Origin of the sequence: Paenibacillus sp. MZ04-78.2, from assembly GCF_024213375.1 — a bacterium.
Classification (GTDB): domain Bacteria; phylum Bacillota; class Bacilli; order Paenibacillales; family NBRC-103111; genus Paenibacillus_G.
The window spans coordinates 1-607 of sequence record NZ_JANAVJ010000135.1 but is presented as its reverse complement, the minus strand read 5'-3'; the positions used below and the strand labels follow the sequence as shown (position 1 = coordinate 607).

Here is a 607-nt window from a genome sequence, read left to right as displayed (position 1 = left end):
TATAATGCTCCCATAGGTTGAGACACGGGAGAGTGAAAAATAAGTTATAATGAAGCTATGGAAAAACGGAACCGATATACCTCAGAATTTAAGACGAAGGTTGTGCTGGAGGTCCTCCGTGAGGAGCAGACCGTCAATGAAATTGCAGCCAAACATGAATTAAGTCCGGTTATGGTTAGCCGATGGAAGGCTGAGTTTCTGGAGCGTGCATCTACAGTATTTGAGAAGAAGACCCAGGATGCCGATAAACTGAAGAAGGAGTACGAGAGCAAGCAAGAGCATCTAGAGAAGCTGGTCGGCCAACTCACGGTTGAAGTCGACTGGCTCAAAAAAAAATCTGGCCTCAAATGAGCCGATGGAAGCCCGGAAAGCGATGGTGGAGCGTAACCATGCCGAGATTACAGTTAAGCGGCAAGCAGACCTGCTGAGTGTGAACAGAACGAGCGTGTACCGACCGAGTAAGGAGCAACAAGAAAGCGAAGAGAATGTGAAGATCATGCATCGAATCGATGAGATCTATATGCTGCATCCTTACTTCGGTTACCGGCGCATGACAAATTTTCTCCAGGATCAGGGCTTCATGATCAATCGTAAACGCGTACGCCGT

Annotated in this window: 2 protein-coding genes; both read left to right on the top strand. The window is 47.4% G+C overall.

The features are described 5' to 3' along the window. Positions 1-57: 57 nt before the first annotated feature. Positions 58-351: a transposase gene (locus NLX71_RS27260; RefSeq protein ID WP_375377980.1), complete on the top strand. Its 294-nt coding sequence runs from the start codon at positions 58-60 to the stop codon at positions 349-351. A 22-nt stretch (positions 352-373) separates the two neighbouring features. Then, on the top strand, positions 374-607 hold a 234-nt coding region (locus NLX71_RS27255; RefSeq protein ID WP_375377979.1), incomplete at its 3' end, for an IS3 family transposase.

What these genes read in the sequence shown, in the direction of transcription:
- NLX71_RS27260 (WP_375377980.1), top strand. Translation starts at nt 58, where the DNA reads ATGGAAAAACGGAACCGATATACCTCAGAATTTAAGACGAAGGTTGTG.